Source organism: Streptomyces sp. ISL-36 (assembly GCF_018614205.1).
Classification (GTDB): domain Bacteria; phylum Actinomycetota; class Actinomycetes; order Streptomycetales; family Streptomycetaceae; genus Streptomyces.
In genome coordinates, this window is record NZ_JAGGOS010000122.1 from 35624 (window position 1) to 55216 (window position 19593).

The 19593-nt window shown below is 72.0% G+C and carries 13 protein-coding genes and 1 pseudogene; 3 read left to right on the top strand and 11 right to left on the bottom strand.

Going from position 1 to position 19593, the window contains the following annotated elements:
- From J7E93_RS37495 to J7E93_RS28810, 7 genes and pseudogenes are all read right to left on the bottom strand, one after another.
- A pseudogene (locus J7E93_RS37495) lies at window positions 1-546 on the bottom strand (hypothetical protein); the annotation flags it as partial.
- A gap of 45 nt (window positions 547-591) precedes the next feature.
- The gene (locus J7E93_RS28785; RefSeq protein ID WP_308368822.1) at window positions 592-1119 is read right to left on the bottom strand and encodes a hypothetical protein; all 528 of its coding nucleotides are present in this window, start codon (window positions 1117-1119) and stop codon (window positions 592-594) included.
- Window positions 1104-2147, bottom strand: coding sequence for a ParA family protein (locus tag J7E93_RS28790; RefSeq protein WP_229818740.1), 1044 nt, complete (start codon window positions 2145-2147; stop codon window positions 1104-1106). Before J7E93_RS28790 ends, J7E93_RS28785 begins: the two co-directional genes overlap by 16 nt.
- 431 nt (window positions 2148-2578) lie before the next feature.
- The gene (gene ald, locus J7E93_RS28795) at window positions 2579-3694 is read right to left on the bottom strand and encodes an alanine dehydrogenase (protein WP_215072927.1); all 1116 of its coding nucleotides are present in this window, start codon (window positions 3692-3694) and stop codon (window positions 2579-2581) included.
- A 147-nt stretch (window positions 3695-3841) separates the two neighbouring features.
- On the bottom strand, window positions 3842-5827 hold the full coding sequence (locus tag J7E93_RS28800; protein ID WP_308368823.1) for a tetratricopeptide repeat protein: 1986 nt from the start codon (window positions 5825-5827) through the stop codon (window positions 3842-3844).
- 209 nt (window positions 5828-6036) lie between these two features.
- A complete protein-coding gene (locus tag J7E93_RS28805; protein WP_215072929.1) occupies window positions 6037-6663 on the bottom strand; it encodes an NUDIX hydrolase in 627 nt (208 codons plus the stop codon).
- Window positions 6664-6738: 75 nt separating this feature from the next.
- Window positions 6739-8403 (bottom strand): CTP synthase, encoded by a 1665-nt coding sequence (locus J7E93_RS28810; protein ID WP_215072930.1) that lies wholly within the window; start codon window positions 8401-8403, stop codon window positions 6739-6741.
- A gap of 438 nt (window positions 8404-8841) precedes the next feature.
- Between J7E93_RS28810 and J7E93_RS28815 the strand changes: the two genes are divergently transcribed.
- Window positions 8842-10644 carry a glycoside hydrolase family 15 protein gene (locus J7E93_RS28815; RefSeq protein WP_215072931.1) on the top strand — a complete coding sequence of 601 codons (1803 nt, stop codon included), beginning with the start codon at window positions 8842-8844 and terminating at the stop codon, window positions 10642-10644.
- A 148-nt stretch (window positions 10645-10792) separates the two neighbouring features.
- On the top strand, window positions 10793-12187 hold the full coding sequence (locus tag J7E93_RS28820) for an FAD-binding oxidoreductase (protein WP_215072932.1): 1395 nt from the start codon (window positions 10793-10795) through the stop codon (window positions 12185-12187).
- A gap of 3 nt (window positions 12188-12190) precedes the next feature.
- Here J7E93_RS28820 and J7E93_RS28825 read toward each other — a convergent pair whose 3' ends face one another.
- Window positions 12191-13825, bottom strand: a complete 1635-nt coding sequence (locus J7E93_RS28825) for an NAD(P)/FAD-dependent oxidoreductase (RefSeq protein ID WP_215072933.1) — start codon at window positions 13823-13825, stop codon at window positions 12191-12193.
- Window positions 13826-13853: 28 nt separating this feature from the next.
- Window positions 13854-15425 carry an APC family permease gene (locus tag J7E93_RS28830; RefSeq protein WP_374105443.1) on the bottom strand — a complete coding sequence of 524 codons (1572 nt, stop codon included), beginning with the start codon at window positions 15423-15425 and terminating at the stop codon, window positions 13854-13856.
- Window positions 15426-15586: 161 nt separating this feature from the next.
- Between J7E93_RS28830 and J7E93_RS28835 the strand changes: the two genes are divergently transcribed.
- Window positions 15587-17218 (top strand): PucR family transcriptional regulator, encoded by a 1632-nt coding sequence (locus J7E93_RS28835; protein WP_215072934.1) that lies wholly within the window; start codon window positions 15587-15589, stop codon window positions 17216-17218.
- Between the two features lie 95 nt (window positions 17219-17313).
- Here the strand turns inward: J7E93_RS28835 and J7E93_RS28840 are convergent, their stop codons facing one another.
- A complete protein-coding gene (locus J7E93_RS28840) occupies window positions 17314-18396 on the bottom strand; it encodes a glycosyltransferase family 4 protein (protein ID WP_215072935.1) in 1083 nt (360 codons plus the stop codon).
- A gap of 101 nt (window positions 18397-18497) precedes the next feature.
- Window positions 18498-19232, bottom strand: coding sequence for a hypothetical protein (locus tag J7E93_RS28845; protein ID WP_215072936.1), 735 nt, complete (start codon window positions 19230-19232; stop codon window positions 18498-18500).
- Window positions 19233-19593: the final 361 nt, after the last annotated feature.

Below are 19593 nucleotides of genomic sequence, written 5' to 3' on the forward strand. Positions count from 1 at the left end.
CGCGGTACCCACGTCGTCGGGGCCGGTGACCGGCGCGTCCGGTCCGGTGACGAAGGCGTCCGGTCCGGTGACGAAGGCGTCCGGTCCGGTGACGAAGGCGTCCGGCACGGTCGGCGCGTTCGCGGGGCCGCCCGCCGTGGTCTCCCGACCGCTGTCGGCACCGCGCCCCGGCTCGGCCTCACGGCCGCCGTCGGCCGCCTCGGGCATGCCGACGAGACCGGCCTCGCCGGCCGCGCTCCCGGCGGATCCCCCGGCCCCGGGGCCGGACGGAGGGGCCGCGGCGGTGGCCGGAGTTGTCTCCGCCTGGCTCTCGTCAGGGCCTGTCGGGGCTTCGGGACCCGCCCCGGAAGGACTTCCCCCTGGCCCCTCGGCGGACGGCTGGGCTGCGGTACCCGGCCGGGCCTCCCTGTCCGGGAGGGCTTCTGGCAGGGTCTGCGGGGCCGGGCCGGACTCAGGCCTGGACGGCCCCCCGGGGGCCGCGCCCGGGCCCCGGCCGAGGGTGCGGCGGCGGGGCGGGCGGGACGTTTCGTCGGGGGGCGGGGGCATCGGGGTCCAGGGAGGAGCAGGAGCGCGGCAGCCCGCAGGTTACCTTCAGCGGCCGCGCAGACGCCGTACGAGGATGCTCGCGTCGCCTCGGGACTCCAGGTCCGCCAGGACCACCGCCACCGCCTCGCGGACGATCCGGCCCCGGTCCACGGCGAGGCCGTGCTCGCCGCGGAGCACCAGACGCGCGTGCTCCAGGTCCATCAGCTCCTCCGCGGAGACGTAGACCGTGATCTTCTCGTCGTGCCGCTCGCGCCCGCTCGGCCGCCGGTTCGGCGACCTGCCCCGCCGTCGCGCCTGAGCCGGAGCGGCGGGCGCCGCCGCGGCGCCCTGGGCCGGAGCCGTGGGCTCCGCCGTCCTGGCCCGCGGTTCCGCGGTCTCCGACTCCGCCGCCGAGTGCTCCGCGGAGCCGGAGCCCGAGCCGGAGCCCGGACCTTCCGCCGCCTCCGTGTCGCTCTCGCCCGCCGGAGCCGGCACCCGGGCCTCGCCCCGGCGGGGTGAGGACGACTGCAGCGCCATCCCCCCGGTCGTACGGAACAGCTCGTCGGCGCCGGGCAGACTCACTCGGCGTGACACCGGGCGAGCACCTCCCTGGCGAGCTGGCGGTAGGCGGCGGCACCCACGGAGTTCGAGGCGTACGTCGTGATCGGCTCACCGGCGACCGTGGTCTCCGGGAAGCGCACGGTCCGGCCGATCACCGTGTGGTACACGTGGTCGTCGAAGGCCTCGACGACCCGCGCCAGAACCTCACGGCTGTGCACGGTCCGGGAGTCGTACATCGTGGCGAGGATGCCGTCGAGCTCCAGCTCGGGGTTGAGCCGCTCCTGGACCTTCTCGATCGTCTCGGTCAGCAGGGCCACACCGCGCAGCGCGAAGAACTCGCATTCCAGCGGCACGATGACCTTGTGAGCCGCCGTCAGCGCGTTCACGGTCAGCAGACCGAGCGAGGGCTGACAGTCGATCACGATGTAGTCGTAGTCGTTCATCAGCGGCTTCAGGGCGCGCTGGAGCGTGGACTCGCGCGCGACCTCGCTGACCAACTGCACCTCGGCCGCAGACAAATCGATATTGCTGGGCAGCAGGTCCATGTTGGGCACGGCGGTCTTGAGCAGCACCTCGTCCGCCGACATGCCCCGCTCCATGAGCAGGTTGTAGACGGTGAGGTCGAGCTCCATCGGGTTCACACCGAGACCGACCGACAGGGCACCCTGCGGGTCGAAGTCGACGAGCAGCACCCGCCGCCCGTACTCCGCGAGCGCCGCACCCAGGTTGATGGTCGACGTGGTCTTGCCGACGCCGCCCTTCTGGTTGCACATCGCGATGATCTTCGCGGGTCCGTGATCGGTCAACGGGCCCGGGATCGGGAAGTACGGCAGTGGCCGTCCGGTGGGGCCGATCCGCTCGCGGCGCTGGCGGGCAGCGTCGGGTGCGAGGGTGGCCGCGTACTCCGGATCGGGCTCGTACTCGGCGTCGGGGTCGTAGAAGTGCCCCTCGGGCACCTCGTCGTAGGCGGCGAAGTGGGTGGACTCTCGGCCACTCTCGTTGCCGGCCGTGGCGTTCACGTGTAGGCCGTCCATCATCTTCATCGTGTGGGCTGTCGTCATGGGCTGATGTGTCTCGAAAGTTCGGACAGCGACGGAGCCGACAGGGATTCCTGGCTGTCCACCCCCGGGAGTAAATGTCGACTCATTCACAAGTCGTCTTACCTCCTTGGATGTGACCAGGAACATTTATCGATAGGTCAGCGTGGCACCATGCCGACGGTTGGCGACTCTATGGCGTGTCACCGGTCCGCAGCAACACAATCCGCCGGACCCGGCCCGATGTGTCGGCAACCGAACACCCCTCTGTCAAGGGTGCACGGCCACGCATCCGCACGTTTCGGGGGTGTGCGAAACGGTTAAAGGGTTACGTTCGAGGCGAGTTGCACAAGGCCCCTGAAGTGGCCGGACACACATCCGGCCGGACCTTGGTGCACAAGGTCCGGCCGGATGCGTGAGGTTGACGGCACGCGTTGACGTGTCGTCCGGGAGGGTCAGCCCAGCAGGCTGCTCAGCTCGAGGTGCTCGAGGCCGTGCGCCACGGCCACTTCCTTGTAAACGACCTTGCCGTCATGGGTGTTGAGGCCCAGGGCGAGCGCGGAGTCACGGCGCAGTGCCTCGACCCAGCCGTTGTTCGCCAGCGACACGATGTAGGGCAGCGTGGCATTGGTGAGGGCGTACGTGGAGGTGTTCGGCACCGCGCCCGGCATGTTGGCGACGCAGTAGAAGACCGAGTTGTGGACCTGGAAGGTCGGCTCGGCGTGGGTGGTCGGGTGCGAGTCCTCGAAGCAGCCACCCTGGTCGATCGCAATGTCGACAAGGACACTTCCGGGCTTCATCTTGGCGACGAGCTCGTTGGTGACCAGCTTCGGGGCCTTGGCGCCCGGGATGAGGACGGCACCGATGACGAGGTCGGCCTCGATGACGGCCTTCTCCAGCTCGTAGGCGTTGGAGACGATCGTCTTCACCTTGGTGCCGAAGATCTTGTCGGCCTCGCGGAGCTTGTTGATGTCACGGTCGAGCAGGGTCACGTGGAAGCCCATGCCGACGGCGATCTGGGTGGCGTTCCAGCCGGAGACACCGCCACCGATGACGACGCACTCACCGGCGTGGGTGCCGGGGACGCCGCCGGGGAGGACGCCGCGGCCACCGACCGAGCGCATCAGGTGGTAGGCGCCGACCTGCGGGGCCAGCCGGCCCGCGACCTCGGACATCGGGGCGAGCAGCGGCAGCGCGCGGTTCGCGGTCTCGACGGTCTCGTACGCGATGGCGGTGGTGCCGGAGGCGAGCAGCGCGTCCGTGCACTCGCGGGACGCGGCGAGGTGCAGGTAGGTGAAGAGGGTCTGGTCCTTGCGGAGGCGGTGGTACTCCTCCGCGATGGGCTCCTTGACCTTCAGCAGCAGGTCGGCCGTGGCCCAGACCTCGTCGGCGGTGGGCAGGATCTGCGCACCGGCCGAGACGTACTCCTCGTCCGTGATCGAGGAGCCCACACCGGCGTTCTGCTCGACGAAGACCTGGTGGCCGTTGCGGACGAGCTCGTGGACACCCGCAGGGGTGATGGCCACGCGGAACTCGTTGTTCTTGACCTCGCGGGGGATGCCGACCTTCATCGTCGATCACGGTCCTTGAATCAGGGGGATAACTGGGGGCAATGCGATACATACCCGGCCGCCATACGGCGCACCGGGACAGACCGCGATCGAACGCGGCGCACCCAGTCTAATGAAGGAGTTCCCGCTGTCTAGCCTTGCAAAGCATTAATCTTCGAGAGAAGCACTGCGGATTTCGTAGGCGGAGGACTCGGTTCCCAGCATAGTTTCGGCCGCTGAGCGGTGCAGACGGGCCGCGGCCGGGTCGCCGAGCCGGTCGAGAGTGTCGGCCAGCCGGAGCCGCAGAGCGGCCTGGAGCCGTACGTCCTGAGCACGCCGGGCCCACTCGACCGCTTCCTCGCAGGTCCGCAGGGACTCCTCGGGCCGCCCCGCGTACTCCTGGACCCGGGCGGCCTCGCTCAACGCCCTTGCGTAGCCGGGGAGATCGGCCAGCCGCCGGTACCCCGCGGCGGCGGCGCGCCAGTTCCGCAGGGCCTCGCCGTAACGGCCGGCATAGGTCTGCACCGCGCCGAGCCGTGCGTACAGCCGGGCCTGGTCGGCCCGCTCGTCGCGGGCGAGGCGCTGGGCGAGGGCGCGGCCGTACCAGTCACCGGCCCGCTGCCAGTCCCCCAGCTCCTGGTAGGAGCCGCCTACGGATTCCATCGCCCGGCCGATCGCGTACGGGTCGTTCGCGGCCTTTCCGGCGTCCAGCGCCGCCCGGTAGCGGGCCAGCGCGTCCTGGGTCCGGCCCGTCCTGGCGTCGAGATCGGCGAGATTCAGCAGCGCCGCGGCCCGCTCCCGGTGCAGGCCGCGCCGCTCGGCCACGTCCAGGACCAGCCGGTGCAGTCCGTACAGGTCGGCCGCTGCCGCCTCGGCGCCGCGGTGCGCGGTCTCGGCCCGGACCAGGGAGGCGACCAGGCGGCGGGCCAGGGTGTCGAGCTCGCCGTCGGCGACGGCGAGACGGGCGGCGGCGAGCAGGACGGGCCTGCGACCGTCCAGCCAAGCGGCGGCGGCCGGCGCGTTCGGGAAGCGCAGTGCGCGGGGCAGACCGGCGAGTTTCTTGCGGGCGGAGGACCCCTCGGGCTCGGTGACCGCCCGGCAGGACTGGAGGAGCCGGACGGTCCGCTCCAGCATCCGGGCCCGGGCGAGCTGCACCTCGGCGGGCCGGTCGCGCTCCTCCATCTGTGCGCGCAGCAGGGGGACGAGATGCCCGGGCACCTCGTACTCCCCCGCTCCCCCGTCCCGGACAAGGCCCAGGGCGACGAAGCCGGCGAGGGTGGTCGCGGCCCCCGAGACGGAGCAGCCCGCCAGGGCGGAGGCGGTGTGGGCGTCGGCACGCCCGAGGGGCGCGAGGCAGAGGAATCGCAGTATCCGGGCGGCGGGCTGGGCCAGGGAGTCGTGGACCAGCTGGAAGGCGCGGGAGAGCGGGTCGCCGCTCAGCGCGCGCAGCCGCTTGGCGAGATCGGCGACGGAGGCCTTCGGGCGGGCGGCGAGCCAGCCGCCGGCCAGCACCACGGCGGCGGGCTGACCGCCGCACTCCTCGACCAGGCTCTCGGCGGCCTGGGGGTCGACGGTCACCCGGACGGAACCGGTGAGGGTGGTGAGCAGTTCGATCGCGGACTTGGGGTCGAGACCGCCGAGGGTGCAGGGTCGGACATCGGGAATCCCGGTGAGGGGGCCCTTGGCCACGGCGACGACGAGGGCGTCCGGGTTGTCCGGGATCAGCGGGTCGACCTGCTCGGCGTCGACGGCGTCGTCGAGGACGAGGACGGTGCGGCGCACGGCGAGGGCGTCGCGGACCAGTGCGGTGAGCTCGTCCTCGGCGGCTCCCGGGGGTTCCGCGACCCCGAGGTCCTTCAGCAGTCCCTGGGCGGCCCGGCCGGTGGGAACGGGTTCCCCGCCGGGCTCGGTCAGCCGGGCGCGGTACACCCCGTCGGGGTAGAGCCCGCCGAGCCCGGCGACGAGTTCGGTGGCGAGCGCGGTCCGTCCGGAACCTGCCCGTCCGGCGATCAGCAGCACCCGTGCGCGGGGGGCCTTGTGGCCGGCGAGGGTGTCGAGTCCGGTCCGTTCGATGTCGGCGCGCAGAGCCTTCAACTCCCGCTGCCGCCCGAAGAAACCCCGCACTCCGCCCGCTGCCACCGCCTGATCCGTCACGGGCCACGCTCCCGTCCACCTGCGCACGAGCCGATCCCGCGGGGGTCTCCGCACGGGCGATCCCGAGCGTAGTTCAGGGCAGGGTCCCGACCCGGCGGAGCGGGACGGAGCAGCGCGGACAAATCCCCCGATCGGATCAGCCGATGTTCAGACCGGTCGGAGGACGGGGTTCCCCCGGGGCCGCCGCAGGAGCCGCCGGCCCCGGGGGCTCACGCCTCGAAGGGGCGGGCGGGCCAGGGGGCGTCCGCGGGGCGGAGGGCGTCGAGGCCCTCGCCCGTGCGGGCGGCCAGCACCGAGAGGACTCCCACCACCAGGCAGTTGTTGTGCAGCTCGCCCGCCAGGACATCCCGCGCCAGGTCCGCCAGGGGGACCCGCGCCAGTTCCATGTCGGCCTCCTCCTCGAAGACCTCGAAGCGTTCGCCGTCCGCCTCCGACAGGCCCCGCGCCAGGAAGATCCGTACCGCCTCGTCGCAGCCGCCCGGCGTCGTGTAGACGTCGGTCAGGACCCGCCAGTCCTCCGCCTTGACGTGCGCCTCCTCGTACAGCTCGCGCTCCGCGGCGTGCAGCGGATTCTCGCCGGGCACGTCGAGGAGTCCCGCCGGGATCTCCCAGAGCTTCTGCCGCACGGGGTGCCGGTACTGCTTGAGCAGCAGGACCCGGTCCTGGTCGTCGAGGGCGAGGACGGCCACCGATCCGGGGTGGACCTGGTAGTCGCGGCGCGCGACCGTGCCGTCCGGCATGACCACGTCGTCCGTGCGGACACTCGTCTTGTTGCCCTGGAAGGGGGTCGCCGTCGCGACGACCTGCCACTCCTCCGGGGTGTCCTGCACCTGCATCTGAAGCCTCCCACATGCGAAAACCGGGGTACGCGTCCCGAAGGACCCGTACCCCGGCAACGGTAACGCCAGGTACTACTTGCCGGTCTTGCGCGCATCCTGCTGTCGTTCGACGGCCGCCTTGACCAGGCCGGCGAAGAGCGGGTGGGGGCGCGTCGGGCGCGAGCGCAGCTCCGGGTGGGCCTGGGTCGCGACCAGGTAGGGGTGCACCTCGCGCGGGTACTCGACGTACTCGACGAGCTTGTTGTCGGGCGAGGTGCCCGAGAAGACCAGGCCGGCCGTCTTCTCCAGCTCGCCGCGGTAGGCGTTGTTCACCTCGTAACGGTGACGGTGGCGCTCCTCGACGTACGGCTGGTCGTCGTAGACCTCGCGGACGATCGAGCCCTCGGCGAGCTTCGCCGGGTACAGGCCCAGGCGCATCGTTCCGCCCAGGTCGCCCGCGCCCTCGACGAACGCCAGCTGCTCCTCCATCGTCGAGACGACGGGGTGCGCGGTGGCGGCGTCGAACTCGGTGGAGTTCGCCTCAGGGATGTCGGCCAGGTTCCGCGCGGCCTCGATCACGATGCACTGCAGGCCCAGGCAGATGCCGAGCAGCGGCACCTTGTTCTCGCGGGCGTACTGGATCGCGCCGATCTTGCCGTTGACACCGCGGTCGCCGAAGCCACCGGGGATCAGGATCGCGTCGACGTCACCGAGCTGCTTCTCGGCGCCGGCCTGCGTCTTGCAGTCGTCGGAGGTGACCCACTTGACCTTGACCCGGGCCTTGTTGGCGAAGCCGCCGGCGCGCATGGCCTCGGTGATCGAGAGGTACGCGTCGGGCAGGTCGATGTACTTGCCGACGAGGGCGACGGTGACCTCGTGCTCCGGGTTGTGGACCCGGTCGAGCAGGTCGTCCCAGGTCGACCAGTCCACGTCGCGGAACGGCAGGTCGAGCTTGCGCACGACGTAGGCGTCCAGGCCCTCGGTGTGCAGCACCTTGGGGATGTCGTAGATCGACTTGGCGTCGATGGCGGCGACGACGGCGGCCTCGTCCACGTCGCACATCAGCGAGATCTTGCGCTTGATGGCAGTGGGGACGTCACGGTCGGCGCGCAGCACGATCGCGTCCGGCTGGATACCGATGTTGCGCAGCGCGGCGACCGAGTGCTGCGTCGGCTTGGTCTTCAGCTCGCCGGAGGGGCCGATGTAGGGCAGCAGCGAGATGTGCACGACGAAGACGTTGTCGCGGCCGACCTCGTGACGGACCTGGCGGACGGTCTCCAGGAACGGCAGCGACTCGATGTCGCCGACCGTGCCGCCGACCTCGGTGATGACCACGTCGACGTCGTCGGTCGCCATCCGGCGGATCCGGGACTTGATCTCGTTGGTGATGTGCGGGATGACCTGGACGGTGTCGCCGAGGTACTCGCCGCGCCGCTCCTTGGCGATGACCTGGGAGTAGACCTGGCCGGTGGTCACGTTGGCCGAGCCGTCGAGGTCGACGTCGAGGAAGCGCTCGTAGTGGCCGATGTCCAGGTCGGTCTCGGCGCCGTCGTTGGTGACGAACACCTCGCCGTGCTGGAACGGGTTCATCGTGCCGGGGTCGACGTTCAGGTACGGGTCGAGCTTCTGCATCGTGACCCGCAGGCCCCGCGCCTTGAGGAGCGCACCCAGGCTGGAGGCGGTCAGGCCCTTGCCGAGGGAGGAGGCGACACCCCCGGTGACGAAGATGTGCTTGGTCGTCGTGGTTTTGGGCGGCATCGCCAAGAGGGGGCTCCCGTGGTCGCGTTCTGGAGGTGCGTACCGGCTTCCCCTCCGGAAGAATCGGGGGGTGCCGTCGCTGCGGTTTCGGGGGCCTCGGCTTTCACCGTTTCCCACCGGTCCACGGGGTACCAGGGTATCAGCGACGAAGGGAGACCGCTTCCGGCCACACGGGGCACTCGGGTGCATACGGACGGCGACAACACAGGTCACGTGGCCTCACCCGTTCGGCGCAGCGCCGTTACAAGCGCGTAGCCCCGGCCGCTCGGGGTGCGTCGTATCCTGCTCGGACACTCTCTGCCGAGCCGGACCGGCCATCGGCACCACCCCCGCCAGTCAACCGGAAGCAAGGGCTCGTCAACGACCCCTTGACTGCTGGCACCATCTGTAGGAAGCGCCCCGCGGGGCGGACGTTGGCCGTTCGACTGGAGATAGCACGTGGCCGGGCGCATCGAGGATTACGCACTCATCGGAGACATGCAGACCGCCGCACTGGTCTGCCGGGACGGCAGCGTGGACTGGCTGTGCCTGCCCCGCTTCGATTCGCACGCCGTTTTCGCGGGGCTGCTCGGGACGGAGGAACACGGGTTCTGGCGGGTCGGTCCCGCCGGTCCCAACGGCTCCGCCCCGGCTCCGGCCGACCGGCGCCGCTACCGCGGCGACTCGCTCATCCTGGAGTCCGAGTGGGACACCCCGCGCGGCACGGTCCGGGTGACCGATTTCATGCCCCCGCGTGACGGCGCTCCGCAGCTGATCCGGATCGTGGAGGGCGTCTCGGGCCGGGTGCAGATGCGCTCGGCGCTGCGGATGCGGTTCAGCTATGGACGGGTGGTGCCGTGGGTGCACAAGGTCGGGGACCGTACGGTCGCCGTCGCCGGCCCCGACTCGGTGTGGCTGGACATGGACGCCGAGACGCACGGCAAGGACCTCACCACGTACTCCGAGTTCACCGTCACGCCCGGCGACCGGATCACCTTCACGCTCAGCTGGCAGCCCTCGCACAAGGAGCCGCCGCCGCTGCCGGACCCGGAGGGTTCGCTGGAGGCGACCGTCGACTTCTGGCGGGAGTGGGTCGAGCACTGCACGTACCACGGGCCGTACCGCGAGGCCGTGGTCCGCTCGCTCATCACGCTGAAGGCGCTGACGTACGCGCCCACGGGCGGCATCGTCGCCGCGCCGACCACCTCCCTGCCGGAGGAGATCGGCGGCGTGCGGAACTGGGACTACCGCTACACCTGGCTCCGCGACGCGGCGATCACCCTCTCGTCGATGCTGCGCACCGGCTACCGCGAGGAGGCCCGCGCCTGGCGTGACTGGCTGCTCAGGGCGGTCGCCGGCGACCCGGAGAACCTGCAGATCATGTACGGGATCGCCGGCGAGCGCGAGCTCGGCGAGGCGGAGCTGGACTGGCTGCCCGGGTACGAGAACTCCGGCCCGGTCCGCGTGGGCAACGGGGCGGCGAACCAGCTCCAGCTCGACGTGTACGGCGAGGTCACCGAGGCCCTGCACCTGGCGCACATGACGGGCCTGTCCCGCAACGACTACGCCTCCCTGCTGCAGCTCAAGCTGATCCGGTACCTGGAAACCCACTGGGACCAGCCCGACGAGGGCATCTGGGAGGTCCGCGGCCCGCGCCGGCACTTCGTGCACTCCAAGGTGATGGCCTGGGTGGCGGTCGACCGCACCATCAAGCTGATCGAGTCCGGTGACGCCGACGGCCCGCTGGAGCGCTGGCGCGAGCTGCGCGACGACATCCACCGGGACGTCTGCGAGAAGGGCTACGACAAGGACCGGAACACGTTCACGCAGTCGTACGGCTCCAAGGAGCTGGACGCCTCGCTGCTGCTGATTCCGCAGATGGGTTTCCTGCCGCCGGACGACAAGCGGGTCATCGGCACGATCGAGGCGATCCAGCGGGAGCTGTCCACGGAGGACGGCTTCGTGCTGCGCTATCCGACGGCCGGCGAGGAGGCGGGCGTGGACGGTCTGGAGGGCGACGAGGGGGCTTTCCTGGCCTGCTCGTTCTGGCTCGCCGACGACCTGGCGATGATCGGGCGGGTGGACGAGGCCCGCAAGCTCTTCGAGAAGCTGCTCTCGCTCCGCAACGACCTCGGGCTGCTCGCGGAGGAGTGGGACTCGCGGCTCCAGCGGCAGGTGGGGAACTTCCCGCAGGCGTTCAGCCATGTTCCGCTGATCGACACCGCGCTGCGGCTCACCGCGAGCGGCGCGTACGGCGGTTAGCCGGCTTAGGGCGGTCGGCCGCCGGCGTACGGCGGTCAGCGGCGTACGGGATACGGCCGGCGGCCGGATTACGGCTGAGGCGCGGGCAGCGGCCCGCCGGAATAGGCTGGAAGGGTCCTGTCCCCCCTTGACGGAAGGGGGGCTCCCCATGGCTCCCCAGCACACGGTCCCGGAACGTGCTCTGACCGGACTGCGCGAGGATCTGGCCGGCGCGGTGCTCGTCCCCGGAGATCCCGGGTACGACGAGGCCCGGACGGTCCACAACGGCATGATCGACCGGCGGCCCGCGGTCATCGCCCAGTGCGCGACCCCGGCGGACGTCTCCCACGCCATCCGCTTCGCCCGGGAGGCGGATCTGCCCGTCGCGGTGCGGGGCGGCGGACACAGCGTCGCCGGCGCCTCCGTCGTCGAGGACGGCCTCGTCGTCGACCTGCGCCGGATGCACGGTGCCACGGTCGACCCGGAGGCCGGGACGGTACGGGTCGAGGGCGGCGCGACGATGAGTGACCTGGACCGGGCGTGCCAGCCGTTCGGGCTCGCCACCACCGGAGGGCGGGCGTCCACCACGGGCGTCGGCGGCTTCACGCTGGGCGGTGGTTCGGGCTGGCTGGAGCGGAAGTTCGGTCTGGCCTGCGACAACCTGCTGGCCGCCGATCTGATCACGGCGGAGGGCAAGCTGGTCGTGGCGAGCGCGGACGAGAACCCTGAGCTGTTCTGGGCGCTGCACGGCGGCGGAGGCAACTTCGGGGTGGCCACCTCCCTCACCCTGCGGCTGCACCCCTTGCCGGAGATGAGCATGGCGATGCTCTTCTATCTGCCGGAGTCCGGGCCCGAGGTGGTGCGGATCTTCCGCGATCTGGGCGCGGCCGCGCCGGACGAGGTCGGCGGCGGCGTCATCTACTTCCCCGCGCCGCCCGAACCCTTCATCCCCGAGCACCTCGTGGGCGAGCTGGTCTGCGGCGCGCTGCTGACGTACGCCGGGCCGGTGGCCGAGGTACGCGAACTCGCCGCGCCGCTGCTCGCGCTGAAGCCCGAGGTCGAGATCGTCATGGACGTTCCGTACGCGGAACTCCAGTGCATGCTGGACGATCCGCCGGGGCTGCGGAACTACTGGTCGGCGGAGTACCTGCGCGCGTTCCCCGACGAAGCCGTGGACGTGTTCTGCTCCCGCGCGGCGCGGATCCCGATGCCGACCGCGACCCAGCACGTGCTGTTCCTGATGGGCGGTGCCGTGGCGGCCGGCCCTGCCGGGTATCCGCTGCCGTGGCGGACCGCGCCGTGGGCCGTCCACCCCTTCGCCACCTGGCAGGACCCGGCCGACGACGCGCGCGTCGTGCGGTGGGTCAAGGACGTGCGGGCCGATGCGAGGCCGTGGTCGGTCGACGCCGTGTATCTCAACTTCATCGGCTCCGAGGGCGAGCAGCGGGTCGTCTCCGGCTTCGGCACCGACAACTACCGGCGTCTCGCCGCGGTCAAGGCCGCGTACGACCCCGACAACGTGTTCCGCTTCAACCACAACATCACACCGGCCGCGGCCGCGTGAGGGTCAGCGCAGCGCGTCGATCACCTCCCGGGCGGCCCGCTCGCCCTCGGTGGCGCCGCCTTCCATGAAGCCCTGGTAGTCGTAGCTGCAGTGCTCGCCCCCGATGTGGACCCGCCCCTGCGCGGTGCCCTCGTAGCCGGCGTATCGGTGTAGATAGCCGACCGGCCAACAGCAGTACGCGCCGAGCGAGTACGGGTTCTTGTGCCAGGCGGAGAGCTGGGCGCGGCCCGTGTACGCCTTGGAGGTGCCGGGGAAGAAGGCGTCGATGCCCTTGAGGTGGCGGGTGACGAGGTCGCGTACGTACGGGTCCGACTCGGTGGAGAAGGGCCCGGCGGGCGTCAGCGACCGGGCGAGGCTGCCCCCGCCGTACTGGATGAGGATGCCACCCGTCCCGCCCTGGACCTTGGTGGTGTCCCAGGTCTGCTGGACCTCGGTGTCGGTGAAGCAGTCACCGGCCGAGACGCCCGGCCAGGCGCCGGTGCCGCGCCAGGGGCGGGTGGCGAACTGCATGTTGAGCTTGGTGCAGTAGCCCATCCGCGCGTCCCGCAGCAGGTTCGTCATCAGCGGGTCGAACCCGGCCTGACTGAGGTCGAGTTGCTGCAGGATGGGCAGCGGCACGCACAGGATCGTGTGGTCGGCGGTGACGGTCCGGGTGGCGCCGGCCTCGGTGAAGGTCAGCGTCTGGGTGCCGTCCGCGTTGGCCCGTACGGCGGTCAGGGACCAGCCCTGGCGCAGGGTGCCGGGGGCGAGGGCCCCGGCGATGGCGTTCGGGAGCCGATCGTTGCCGCCGGTGATGTGGTACCGCTCGTTGGACAGACCCCAGACGTTGAAATGCCCCGGATTGGTCTGGTAGCCCATGAGCAGGACCAGGGCGAGCGAGGACTGTTCGGTGGTGTCGGCGCCGTACTCGACGTTGTAGGCGACGTCGATGAATCGACCCAGAGGCGAGGTGTGCCCGCCGGGGACCCGGGACTCGATCCATTCGTATATCGACATGTTGTCGAGTGCGGTGCCGGTCGGGGTGGTCTGGTTCCACATGACCTCCCCCGCCTCGGACAGGTCGCGGCGCAGCGCCTGGTAGACGGCCTTGAAGTCCTCGTCGGCCTGGTGGCGCGGGTAGTAGGTGCCGTTGAACCAGAGGACCTCCTCGGCGCCCTGGGGTCCGCCGCCGAGGAAGTCCTCCACGGCGAGCCCGAAGCGACGGCAGAGCTCCAGGATCTTCTTGTGGCCGGTGTCGATCAGCTCGCCGCCGATCTCGGAGGTCTGCCCGTACGTCCAGTGGTCCCGCTGGGTCCACATCCGGCCGCCGACGCGGGAGGGGTTGGCCTCGTAGAGGGTGGGGGCGAGTCCCGCGTCCTGGAGGGTGAGGGCGGCGGTGAGACCGGAGATCCCGGCGCCGACGACGGCGATCCGTGCGGTGCCCTTGGCCTTGGGGTCGGGGGTGGCGGCGTGGGCGGTCGCGGGTGCGCCCACGCCGGCGACGATCCCGGCTGCGGCCGCGTACTTGAGGAGGGATCGCCTGCCGACGGCGTCGGACCTCAGTCCGCGCAGTTCGGCGACGGGGATGTTCAGCCGTCGGGCGTCGGCGTGCTCGGCGGCCAGGTTCTTCAGGAGGTGCATCGGGTTGGTGCGTGCCATGGGGCGCTCCTGGGTGGGGTGGGAGGGATCAGCTCTGGGGTACGGCGGTGGGGGCGGTGGCCTGCTGCTCGGGCTCGTCGGCGCGCTCGGCCGCGTCCTCCAGGACGATCCGGCCGATGATCTCGTAGCGCTCGGGCCGCTTGGCCTTGAGGTAGAGGCCGAGACCGAGGCCGCCGAGGAAGACGGCGCCGACGATCCACGGGATCGCCTCGAAGAAGAGCGAGTCGGCGGCGAGGCCGGCGGCGGTCTCCATGTTGATGACCAGCAGCACGACGACGGCGGTCATCGCGACGCCGCCGAGCAGCGGCGCGGTGAAGGTCTTGAACCAGTGCCGGTCCTCGGGGTGGTTCTTGCGGAAGTACCCGATGACGGCGAAGGAGCAGAGCGTCTGGACGATCAGGATCGCCATGGTGCCGAGGATCGCGAGCAGCGTGTAGAGGTGGATGTACGGGTCCTGGCCGGTGATCCAGAAGGCGCCGACGAGGAGGACGGCGATGGCGCTCTGGACGTAGGAGGCGATGTACGGGGAGCCGTGCCTGGCGTGCGTACGGCCGAGGGCGGGGTGGAGGAAGCCCTCGCGGCCGATGGCGTACAGGTAGCGGGAGGCGCACTGGTGGAAGGCCATGCCGCAGGCGAAGGAGCCGGTGAGCAGCAGCCACTGGAAGGCGTCGACGGCCCAGGCTCCGATGAAGGACTGGGTGGGGGCGAAGAAGAGGTCGAGGGGCGTGGCGGAGGACGACAGCTTCACGGAGCCGGAGAGCCCGTTGCCGGCGATCGTCATCCAGGAGACGTAGATGTAGAAGAGGCCGACACCGACGACGGAGATGAGGGTGGCGCGCGGGATGACCCGCTTGGGGTCGCGGGACTCCTCCCCGTACATCGCCGTCGACTCGAAGCCGACCCAGGACCAGAAGGCGAAGAAGAGTCCGAGGCCGGCGGAGGCGCCGGTGAAGGCGTTCTTGGGGTTGATGGGTTCGACGGGGATGCCGTCGGGGCCGCCGCCGGAGATCAGCACGGCGGTGGCGACGGCGAACAGGACCGCGATCTCGGCGATCAGCATCACGCCGAGGGCCTTGGCGGTGAGGTTGATGTCGAAGTGTGCGAGGACGGCGGTGACGGCGAGCATCGCCGCCGCGTACACGATCCACGGCAGATCCACACCGAGCTGGTCGGCGACCGTCGTCTTGGTGAAGTAGGCGAAGACGCCGACGATCGAGGCCTCGAAGACGATGTACGCGAGGACGGCGAGCATTCCGGAGGCCATGCCGGCGATCCGGCCGAGGCCGTGCGAAATGTAGCCGTAGAAGGCGCCGGCGGCGGTGATGCGTTTCGCCATGGCGACGTAGCCGACCGAGAAGACGGTCAGGACGAGGGTGGCGAAGAGATAGCCGGCGGGTGCGCCGGTGCCGTTGCCGAAGCCGACGGCGATGGGGAGGTTGCCGGTCATCGCCGTGATCGGGGCGGCGGTGGCGACGGCCATGAAGACGACGCCGACGATCCCGACCGAGTTCGCCTTGAGCCGGTGCACCTCGGGGGCGGAGCCGAGGGTGGAACCGGGGGTGGAGCCAGGTGCGGTGCCAGGTGTGGAGTTCTCTGCCATGGCGGGAGAGCATCCTCCGGAGTGATGTAGGCCACAATCGACAGGCGGTCGCACAATTGGCCTATTGGGGCGACGTGTTGTCCATGCGAGGGACGAACTGTCCGGTCCCGTGACCGTGGGGTGATGTCGCCGCAACATGGACGCGGGTAGCGTCCGGCTCCATGGACACTCAGGGCGGGATCACCGTGCAGCGGGCGCTGGAGCTGCCCGGGCTCCGCAGCGGGCTCCCGGAGGTCGTCGCCGGAGCGGACCGGCTGCACCGGACGGTGCGCTGGGTGCACGCGGGCGAGGTCCCGAACATCGCGTCGCTGCTCAAGGGCGGCGAGCTGCTGCTGACGACGGGGCTCGGGCTCGGCACGCGCCCGGCGGAGCAGCGGGCCTTCGTGCGACGGCTCGCGGACCGGGGCATCGCGGCACTGGTGGTGGAGCTCGGGCCGCGCTTCTCGCGGCTGCCGGCGACGATCGTGGAGACGGCCAGGTCGGCGGGGCTCCCGCTGGTCCAACTCCATCGGGAGGTGCCCTTCGTCGCCGTGACGGAGGAGATCCACACCGAGATCGTCAACGGGCACTACGCCCTGCTGCGGCAGGCGGAGGAGGTCCATCGGCAGTGCACGGAGGCGCTGCTGGGCGGGGGCGGGGTGCCGCAGGTGCTGCGGATCCTGGCCGACTTCACGGCGAACCCGGTCTTCCTGGAGACGACGGAGGGCCAACTGCTCTACGCGGCGGGTACGGAGTCGGGCCCGGCGGATCCGCTGACGGTGTGGGACGGGCTGCGGGGGCAGCGGGCGGCACGGGAGTCGGGTCCTCCGACGGGCGCGGTCCTCGTGGACGTGCCGGGCGGCGGCGGGCCGGGCAGCGGCTCGGTGCGGGCGCGGCTGGTGCTCCTGGCGGTGTCCGGCCCCCTGTCGCCCGTCCACCGGATGGCGGCGGACCGGGCGGCGGGTCTCCTGGCGGTCGTCCTGATGCAGGCCCGCCAGGAGGAGGAGCTGGCGGCGCGCGGCCGGGGCGACTTCCTGACGGACCTGGCGGAGGGCCGGATCGCGGCGGAGGACGCTCCGGCGCAGGCGCGTGTGCTCGGTTTCAAGCCGGGGGACGGTCCGCTGCTGCCGGTCGTGATGCGCCTGGCTTCCGAGCTCTCCCCCTCCGGCAACTGGGCGCTGCTCGCCCGGGCGGTCCTGGAGGAGCTGTCATCGGTGGGCGTGCCGGTGCTGCTCGGCGTCCGCCCGGTGGAGGGCAGGGTTCCGCTCCTGCTCGGGCTGCGGACGGAGTCGGAGCGTACGGCGGTGGCCGACCGGGTCGCGGCGGCGCTGCGGGCTGGCGTGGAGCGGGCGGGTCTCGAACGGGCCGGTGCCCATCCGCCGGTGGTGGTGGTCGGTGTCGCGGGGAGCTGGGCGGCGGCCTCCGCGGGCCTGCGCCACGCGGCGGAGACGGCGACGGCGGCGCAGTGGCTTTCGGACCGCCCCTGGTACGACGCGCGGCGCCTGGACATCGACCTGCTGCTGTGGCGCCTGCACTACCACGGCGACACGGTCCTGCCGGCCTTCGTGGACCGCGCGATCGGCCCCCTGCGCGACCACGACCGCACCTCGCGCCCGCCGCTGCTGCCGACCCTGGAGACGTACCTGGCCCACGCGGGCCGCAAGGCGGAGACGGCCCGGGAGCTCCATCTCAACCGCCAGACGCTGTACAACCGCCTGGCCCGCATCTCCGAACTCCTGGGCACGGACCTGGACGACCCCCAGACGGTCCTGGCGCTGTCGCTGGCCCTGCGGGCCAGACGGCACACGACGTAGCCGACGGCGCGGGACAGGGCCGGCGCCGACGGCGCGGGACAGGGCCGGCGCCGAGGGGGCGGGCCCGAGCGCTGCCGCCGAGGGACCGGGGGGTCCTACCGGCCCGACAACTCGTCGTACACGCTCAGGACGTGCGCGATCGTCTCGTCCTCCGTCGGCCACGTCCCCGCCTGCACCCGTCCCGCCGCCGCGAGGTCCATCCGGCGATCCGCGTCCTCCAACAGCCCCCGCACCGCCCCCGCCAGCGCCTCCGCATCGCCCCACGGGACCAACTCGGCCGCGTCGCCGACCAATTCCGGCACGCCTCCCACGGCCGTCGCCACCAGGGGCACCCCCAGTCTCAGGGCCTCCTGGGCGAGCAGCGAGCGGGCCTCCCACCGGGATGTCAGCACCGCGACGTCCGCCGCCGCCAGCAGCTCCGCCACGTCGTCCCGGCGGCCGATCAGCCGGACCGCGAGTCCCTCCGCCTCGATCCGCCGCTGCAGCGTCGCCCGTTCGGGCCCCTCCCCCGCGATCACGAGGAGCGGCTGCGGGTCGAGGTCCCGCCACACGCGTGCGGCGTCGAGCAGCATCCCGTACCCGCGCTCGGGCACCAGCGCGCCGACGGCCATCAGCAACGGCCGGTCCACCGCGCCCAGTTCCGCCCGTGCCTTGCCGTCGTGCAGGCAGACCGGTGTCCGCGAGGCGGGCACCGTCACCGGGGCGAGCCGGGCGTCCCGCGCCCCGCGCCGCCGCGCCCGGTCCACGAGCTCCGACGACGTGCCGAGCACGACGGCCGCCGCCCGCACGGTCCTTCGCTCGAGCAGCCGGACCAGACCGCCCCGCGGCCCTTCCACATGGCTCCGGGTGTGCCAGGTCGTCACGAGCGCCGGCGCCCGCACCCCGCCCGCCAGCGCGAGCATCGCCCGTACCGAGGCGTGCAGCCCGTGGGCGTGCACGACGTCCGCACCGATGCAGGCGTTACGGAGCATGGCGACCGTCGCGGGACCGCCCGGACGCGGCACGGGCACGAAGTGCGCGCCGGCGCCGCGGAAGTCGTAGGCATGGTCGAGTTCGGCCGGGGCGCACACGGTCACCCGCACGCCCCTCGCCACCAGCCCCGAGGCAAGTGATCTGACGTGAGCGCTGCCGCCCGCGCTGCCGCCGCCCAGCACTTGGACCGTACGGAGCTGTGTCACGCGCCCAAGGATGCCAGCCCGTACGCGCGTTCCGGCACCGAAGCCGCTTCGTTGTCGTGTCGTTCCCGTGTCGGACGCGTCGACCCGCCGACCGGGATCACTCACACGGGTGAGCGGGCGAGGTCGCTGACCCGGCTTCCGTATGCCGCGGCGGCGATCAGTCCGGCCGCGTGGACGGCGAGTCCCAAGCGGCCGTTCCCGGCGGCGATCGCGCTGCCCACCGCCGCGCCGAGCGCGTGCGCGCCCGTATCGCCGAGCATGGTGCGCTCGCCGAGGTCGTCGGCGAGGACGGCGGCCGCGGCTCCCATCGGGGCGGCGGCGACCGTTCCACGCAGCAGCCCGGGCGCGCCGAGACCGAGGACCGTCAACGCGGCCCGCCCCGGCGCCACATCCACCAAGTTGACGAAATGGGCGGTCCCGGCGATGACCACACCCGCCAGCACCTTGTCGAGCGGTCGCTCCTTCAGGAGCGCTCCGGCCACCAGACCGGCCGCGCCGACACCCAGGAGTTTCACGGTCCCGCTGGTCACCTCGCCGTCGCGCAGCGCCTCCAGGTGAGCCCGGAATCCGCGCCGCTCGTCGCCCCGTGCCCGGACGTCGTCGTAGGCCCCACAGGCCCCGGCGACGAGGACGGCGAAGGCGGCGGGCCCGCTTCCTGTGGCCACGGCCGCTCCGACGGCGGTCGCGGGCCCGGCGTACAGATCGACGGTCCGCCCCGCGTAGTTGGTCCGCTGCCACCCCGCGCTGGGCCGCCTCCGCAGTCCGGCGTAGACGGCCCGGGTCACCCCGGCCGCCACCCCGAACGACGCGGCCGTCCTGGCCAGTCTCCCGATCATGGCCGCCACCCTAATCGGGGCACCGGACGGCGACCCGACCGGCCCCGCCCCGTCCCGTCCCGCCGACGGAGGAGGCGCGGCCCCGTACCGGCCGGCACAACGGCCGGGACAACGGTCGAACCCGCAAACCGGACCCGCGCCCGGAACTCACGGCCGGAACCGAAGCCCGGACCCACCCACGTCCCCGACCGCAGCCGAGACCCGCGCCCGGAACCCACCGCCGGACCACGCCCGGAACCCGCAGACCGGACCCGCGGACCAGACCCGCGCCCGGAACCGAAGCCCGGACCCGCGCCCCTCCCCGACCGCAGCAGTAACCCCCGCCCGGCACCCAGGCCTCCGGCCCGCGCCCGGGGCCGCA

What these genes read in the sequence shown, in the direction of transcription:
- J7E93_RS28825 (WP_215072933.1), bottom strand. Translation starts at nt 13,825, where the DNA reads ATGGCACGCACCAACCCGATGCACCTCCTGAAGAACCTGGCCGCCGAG.
- J7E93_RS28805 (WP_215072929.1), bottom strand. Translation starts at nt 6,663, where the DNA reads ATGCAGGTGCAGGACACCCCGGAGGAGTGGCAGGTCGTCGCGACGGCG.
- J7E93_RS28830 (WP_374105443.1), bottom strand. Translation starts at nt 15,425, where the DNA reads ATGGCAGAGAACTCCACACCTGGCACCGCACCTGGCTCCACCCCCGGT.
- J7E93_RS28835 (WP_215072934.1), top strand. Translation starts at nt 15,587, where the DNA reads ATGGACACTCAGGGCGGGATCACCGTGCAGCGGGCGCTGGAGCTGCCC.
- J7E93_RS28810 (WP_215072930.1), bottom strand. Translation starts at nt 8,403, where the DNA reads ATGCCGCCCAAAACCACGACGACCAAGCACATCTTCGTCACCGGGGGT.
- ald (WP_215072927.1), bottom strand. Translation starts at nt 3,694, where the DNA reads ATGAAGGTCGGCATCCCCCGCGAGGTCAAGAACAACGAGTTCCGCGTG.
- J7E93_RS28790 (WP_229818740.1), bottom strand. Translation starts at nt 2,147, where the DNA reads ATGACGACAGCCCACACGATGAAGATGATGGACGGCCTACACGTGAAC.
- J7E93_RS28820 (WP_215072932.1), top strand. Translation starts at nt 10,793, where the DNA reads ATGGCTCCCCAGCACACGGTCCCGGAACGTGCTCTGACCGGACTGCGC.
- J7E93_RS28845 (WP_215072936.1), bottom strand. Translation starts at nt 19,232, where the DNA reads ATGATCGGGAGACTGGCCAGGACGGCCGCGTCGTTCGGGGTGGCGGCC.